This window comes from Streptococcus dentapri (assembly GCF_042649885.1).
GTDB lineage: Bacteria > Bacillota > Bacilli > Lactobacillales > Streptococcaceae > Streptococcus > Streptococcus dentapri.
The window spans coordinates 1-5,333 of record NZ_JBHSAC010000002.1 but is presented as its reverse complement, the minus strand read 5'-3'; the positions used below and the strand labels follow the sequence as shown (position 1 = coordinate 5,333).

General features: G+C 42.4%; 16 tRNA genes and 4 pseudogenes. All 20 read right to left on the bottom strand.

Going from position 1 to position 5,333, the window contains the following annotated elements:
* Window positions 1-263 precede the first annotated feature (263 nt).
* Window positions 264-1,324, bottom strand: a pseudogene (locus ACFOSE_RS00405) (IS630 family transposase).
* Window positions 1,325-1,564: 240 nt separating this feature from the next.
* Window positions 1,565-1,946: pseudogene (locus ACFOSE_RS00400) on the bottom strand (Mini-ribonuclease 3).
* Window positions 1,939-2,823 (bottom strand): annotated as a pseudogene (locus ACFOSE_RS00395) (DALR domain-containing protein); the annotation flags it as partial. The pseudogenes ACFOSE_RS00395 and ACFOSE_RS00400, both read right to left, overlap by 8 nt.
* A gap of 64 nt (window positions 2,824-2,887) precedes the next feature.
* A pseudogene (locus ACFOSE_RS00390) lies at window positions 2,888-3,587 on the bottom strand (PolC-type DNA polymerase III N-terminal domain-containing protein); the annotation flags it as partial.
* A gap of 247 nt (window positions 3,588-3,834) precedes the next feature.
* Window positions 3,835-3,918: transfer RNA gene (locus ACFOSE_RS00385), tRNA-Leu, on the bottom strand.
* A 12-nt stretch (window positions 3,919-3,930) separates the two neighbouring features.
* Window positions 3,931-4,002, bottom strand: a tRNA-Gln gene (locus ACFOSE_RS00380).
* Between the two features lie 5 nt (window positions 4,003-4,007).
* Window positions 4,008-4,080 (bottom strand) — tRNA-His (locus ACFOSE_RS00375).
* A 7-nt stretch (window positions 4,081-4,087) separates the two neighbouring features.
* A tRNA-Trp gene (locus ACFOSE_RS00370) sits at window positions 4,088-4,158 on the bottom strand.
* Between the two features lie 5 nt (window positions 4,159-4,163).
* Window positions 4,164-4,244: transfer RNA gene (locus ACFOSE_RS00365), tRNA-Tyr, on the bottom strand.
* A 15-nt stretch (window positions 4,245-4,259) separates the two neighbouring features.
* Window positions 4,260-4,332, bottom strand: a tRNA-Phe gene (locus ACFOSE_RS00360).
* A gap of 20 nt (window positions 4,333-4,352) precedes the next feature.
* A tRNA-Met gene (locus ACFOSE_RS00355) sits at window positions 4,353-4,426 on the bottom strand.
* Window positions 4,427-4,436: 10 nt separating this feature from the next.
* Window positions 4,437-4,526, bottom strand: a tRNA-Ser gene (locus ACFOSE_RS00350).
* 4 nt (window positions 4,527-4,530) lie between these two features.
* Window positions 4,531-4,602: transfer RNA gene (locus ACFOSE_RS00345), tRNA-Glu, on the bottom strand.
* A gap of 13 nt (window positions 4,603-4,615) precedes the next feature.
* Window positions 4,616-4,689, bottom strand: a tRNA-Ile gene (locus ACFOSE_RS00340).
* Between the two features lie 33 nt (window positions 4,690-4,722).
* Window positions 4,723-4,793: transfer RNA gene (locus ACFOSE_RS00335), tRNA-Gly, on the bottom strand.
* 11 nt (window positions 4,794-4,804) lie between these two features.
* Window positions 4,805-4,877: transfer RNA gene (locus ACFOSE_RS00330), tRNA-Phe, on the bottom strand.
* Window positions 4,878-4,897: 20 nt separating this feature from the next.
* Window positions 4,898-4,971, bottom strand: a tRNA-Met gene (locus ACFOSE_RS00325).
* 10 nt (window positions 4,972-4,981) lie between these two features.
* Window positions 4,982-5,071 (bottom strand) — tRNA-Ser (locus ACFOSE_RS00320).
* Window positions 5,072-5,089: 18 nt separating this feature from the next.
* Window positions 5,090-5,163 (bottom strand) — tRNA-Ile (locus ACFOSE_RS00315).
* Window positions 5,164-5,185: 22 nt separating this feature from the next.
* Window positions 5,186-5,259: transfer RNA gene (locus ACFOSE_RS00310), tRNA-Met, on the bottom strand.
* Window positions 5,260-5,333: the final 74 nt, after the last annotated feature.

Below are 5,333 nucleotides of genomic sequence, written 5' to 3'. Positions count from 1 at the left end.
AATTGAGAATCGAACAAATCATACTGGCTTATAATTTGAGATATTTTGAAATTAACTAGCACCACGAGTAAAGTAAATATATTAGTATATCGTTTAGCTTCTGCTTCTGTCATTTTTTTGGATTCTAAGCATAGCTAATGGTATGACCCTTATCATACAGTCCCCAAATTGAATTCTGGATAACATTGCTTGACCAAAGAGACAAATTGATTGATTCTTTAAATATTTGAATTTTTCTAATGTACTTGGTTCAAAATTAATACTTATTTAAAATCAAAAATAGCGGAAGTCCACTCTCTATCTACAATTGATTTGAGTTGATAAGCAGTTAAGGTTTGAATAACCTCTTCAAGTTTATCAATTACCTCATTTAAAGTCCTAAATACTTTATTCTTGAAACCAAGTTTACGAATCTCGGCCCAGACTTGCTCAATAGGATTCATTTCAGGTGTATAGGGTGGAATGAAGGTAAATTCAATATTCTTAGGGATATTTAAGGTCTGAGATTTATGCCAGATGGCATTATCCATGACTAAAATAATATAATATAATCTTCTGGATAAGCTGCTGATAGCTGGCGTAAAAATTCATTCATCCAATCACTATTACATCCGCCTGCTATGATGAAAAATGAGTCGCCTGTATGGGCATCCACAACTCCATAACAATATCGGTATTCACGAATGTGGTGACTTGCTACGTGAGGACGATAACCTTTAGGAGACCAACACGAACCAAGTTTACTGATACGCCCAAAACCCGCCTCATCTTGGTACATAAGGCGGATTTTTTGATATTCTTTCTCATTATTAAAGCGCTTACTTTTCTCTCCTCGAATAAAGATTTTATTTTTAGACGCTAAAATGGTTTCAGCGTCTGCTTTTTTCGGATGTTGGGGACGTGGACTAACTTTACGCCAACCATGACGTTTCAGGAGAGCATAGAAACCTTCTCGGGTTGTCTTGTGCCCAACTCTCTCTTGATAGGCTTTAAAGAGGGAGTTAACGGTAACAAATTCTCCATTCAAAGAAGAAGAGAGTTGCTCTTTAAGGAAATCTTCTTCCTCCTCATGCGTCATATAGGAGCGGCGGCGACCACCACGATTTTCCTTTAAGAGGGCTTCTAAGCCACCACTTAGATAGCGATTCAATAAGTTTCGGACTGTCTGATGGACAAAACCTACTGATTTAGCTACGGATGTTAAATTATGGCATTCAGAATAAAGAATGAGTGCCTGTATTTTTCTATGATGCGGAGCATTATTTTTATCTTTAAGGGCCTGTTTTAATGCCTCGATTTGGGAGGACGTCAGTTCTTTTGTCATAAAACTATAATATCGCTATTTCTGATTTTTGTTAAGTATAAGTATAAAGCATGACGTAAGGTTATAGTCAAGTGAGACTGGGATAAAAAAATTTTGATTTTTGAAATTCTTTATCACCCACTCTTCAAATTGATAAATTAGATATAAAAAGCGAATAAGACAGAATTCCGAGTGTCAGAAAACTAATTTTGTTCGCTTTTTATATTTAGGGTTGGACTTTTGTCCCAGCCTCACTCTCAACTACCTCAATACACCAATCAACTCTTCTAACCGCTCAATTTGCTCAGTCATGTGAAGATAGCCTATCACTGCCTCAAAGCCCGTTGACATCTTGTAAGTGATGACATCAGTATTTTTTTAGCCTTGGTATGGCTGTTAGCGTTGCGGCCGCGACGATAGATGTCTTCTTCTTTTTCGGTCAATAGCTGCGCTTCTAACATTTTACTAATCAACATTGCCTGCGCCTTAGCGGATACATAATATGTAGCTTTGCGGTGCAGGTGATTGGGCTTGGTTAGCCTTGAAAAATGAGATGTTTGCGAATGTAAGTGGAATAAATAGCGTCGCCTTCAAAGGCAAGGGCAATCCCATTAATTAGATTAATATCAACGGCCTTAGTCACGTGTCCACCTCACACCATCTTTAGTGTCAAGGAGCTTGATGCCTTGGGCAGCTAATTGATCACGGATGGCATCTGCTTTAGCAAAATCACGCGCTGCCTGACGTTCTTCAATCAAGGCTTCAATATCACTGTCAAGTCCTTCTTCCTCAAAGACTATGCCAAAAACCGCTAACATCTCAGCAAATGCTTTCCTGACTGTTTCTGTATAGTTTCCGGAATTAATCCATTTGGACATTTCAAAAATAACCGTAATACCGTTGGCGGTATTGAAATCATCGTCCATAGCTGCTTCAAAGTCAGTAACAAACTGAACTAATTGGTCAGTATCAGCCTCTTTTCCAACAGATAGGGTGTAGGTGTTTCTCAGATATTTAAGATTGACTTCTGCATCATGAACAGCTTTATCAGTAAAATTGATCGGCTTGCGGTAATGCTGCGTTGCCAAAAAGAAACGCAAAACCTGGCCGTTTACAGTCTTTAGAAGATCATGAACGGTCACAAAGTTGCCAAGGGATTTAGACATTTTTCCTCATTCACATTGACAAAACCATTATGCATCCAGTAATTAGCAAAAGACTGTCCTGTTTTTGCTTCCGGCTGAGCAATTTCATTGGTGGGGTGCGGAAATTCAAGGTCAGCGCCGCCGCCGTGAACTTCAATAGTGCTCTTTAAAATCTCAGTTGCCATGACAAAATATTCAATATGCCAGCCAGGATGGCCCTTGCTCCAAGGGACTATCCCAGGAAATTTCCCCTGCTTTGGCTGATTTTCAAAGGGCAAAATCAAGCGAATCTTCTTTGAGCTCACTTTCGGCATCAACTCGGCCGCTGGCTCCGATTTCTAATTCTTCCAAAGTCTTATCGGCAAGAGCGGCATAATCTCAATAAAACATAATATTTAGCCACTTCAACAGCGGTATCAATCCCATTTGATAAGACCGCATCAAAGAACATCCCTTCAAATGAATGCGATTTTCTTCTGTTTCAATTTCAGCCATGGGCGTAATAGCCACTTTTCCAAAGATCTTTTGCCGCTCTTTGATACGTTCTTTAAAATCATAAACAGGTTTAGGAGCTTCTTCAACAGGCGGCATAGACGCTTTCAAAGGCTTCTCTTAGCTGATCTTTTGAAGCTGCTGCTCACGGGAAGCCTCAAAATGAGTTTTGAGGTCCTGTGTCATTGCTTGATTAGAAACAATATCAAAATTCAGCTGTCCAAAGCCTAAGTGCTCGAATTGTTGTTCAAGTTTAGACAGATGATTTTGGCGAAAATGATTATTATTGACAAACTGCGGTGCAACAATAAGTACCTTATCCCCCATCCTAAGAGATCTTTAAATGAAATGGGCAAAGAAACTCTTAAACTTGCGCCGCTGCAAGAAGGATGCTCGAAAGCTTCCCGATAATAAGGCTACAAAAGCTCGTCAGAAAAGTCAGGATTTCCCACCTCAATGTTAAAAATAGCCTTAATATCGGCCTTTTCAAAGTTAGAAACAAGACGGTTCGATAATTCCTGATAGAAATTAATTGGCAAGATAGTATCAAATGACAAGTGAAAATCCCAAACTCTGCTCTCAAGCTAGACTTTCACTTCTACAATATCGGCAGACGAAAAAGCCCTTGAAGTTTTCATTTTGATCATAATCCAAAAATATTGATGAGACAAAAAGTCGAAACTCCCTGCCTAAGTGATAAAACAACCATTCAAGTCGGAGTTATTAACTCACCCACTAAAATTCACCCAATGACAAAAAAGTAATTAAAATATTCAAACACGCAGAGAAATCAGACAAGAAGTCAATTGAAAGAAAAATTAGGACAGAAGGCAGAATAAAAAAGTATTGAAAAAGCCCAATAGAATAAGGTTTCTACTGAGCAAGATCTATCTATACCGGCGGCCGGGGTCGAACCGGCACGTCCGTGAGGACACTGGATTTTGAGTCCAGCGCGTCTGCCAATTCCGCCACGCCGGCTAATATAGAAAACTGGGGTAGCTGGATTCGAACCAACGCATGAGGGAGTCAAAGTCCCTTGCCTTACCGCTTGGCTATACCCCAAAATAGGCGAATGATGGGAATCGAACCCACGAATGCCAGAGCCACAATCTGGTGTGTTAACCACTTCACCACATTCGCCATATAACACGGGCAGTAGGAATTGAACCCACACTGAAGGTTTTGGAGACCTTAGTTCTACCTTTAAACTATGCCCGTAAAGATGGAAGGGGAGGGATTCGAACCCCCGAACCCGAAGGAGCGGATTTACAGTCCGCCGCGTTTAGCCTCTTCGCTACCCTTCCGATATAAGAATATAATGGCGCGAGACGGAATCGAACCGCCGACACATGGAGCTTCAATCCATTGCTCTACCAACTGAGCTACCGAGCCTTCTACCTTTTTATTAGGTATTGCGGGAGCAGGATTTGAACCTACGACCTTCGGGTTATGAGCCCGACGAGCTACCTAGCTGCTCCATCCCGCGATAACTCTAAAGGAGGATGTGGGATTCGAACCCACGCACGCTATTACACGCCTGACGGTTTTCAAGACCGTTCCCTTCAGCCAGACTTGGGTAATCCTCCAGTATAGTCCGTACGGGATTCGAACCCGTGTTACCGCCGTGAAAAGGCGGTGTCTTAACCCCTTGACCAACGGACCATATCTTACTAAATGGGCACAAGTGGACTCGAACCACCGACCTCACGCTTATCAGGCGTGCGCTCTAACCAGCTGAGCTATGCGCCCCAAACTCTGTTTGGGTTATAATTTTCATTATAAAGCGGGTGACGAGAATCGAACTCGCGACAACAGCTTGGAAGGCTGTAGTTTTACCACTAAACTACACCCGCTGAAAGTATAATGGCGCGAGACGGAATCGAACCGCCGACACATGGAGCTTCAATCCATTGCTCTACCAACTGAGCTACCGAGCCTTCTACCTTTTTATTAGGTATTGCGGGAGCAGGATTTGAACCTACGACCTTCGGGTTATGAGCCCGACGAGCTACCTAGCTGCTCCATCCCGCGATAACTCTAAAGGAGGATGTGGGATTCGAACCCACGCACGCTATTACACGCCTGACGGTTTTCAAGACCGTTCCCTTCAGCCAGACTTGGGTAATCCTCCAGCTATAAATAAAGAGTATGGACCTTGTAGGACTCGAACCTACGACCGCTCGGTTATGAGCCGAGTGCTCTAACCAGCTGAGCTAAAGGTCCAAATTGATCCATATTAAATTAATAGCGGCGGAGGGGATCGAACCCCCGACCTCCCGGGTATGAACCGGACGCTCTAGCCGGCTGAGCTACACCGCCATGTATCGGGAAGACAGGATTCGAACCTGCGACCCCTTGGTCCCAAACCAAGTACTCTACCAAGCTGAGCTACT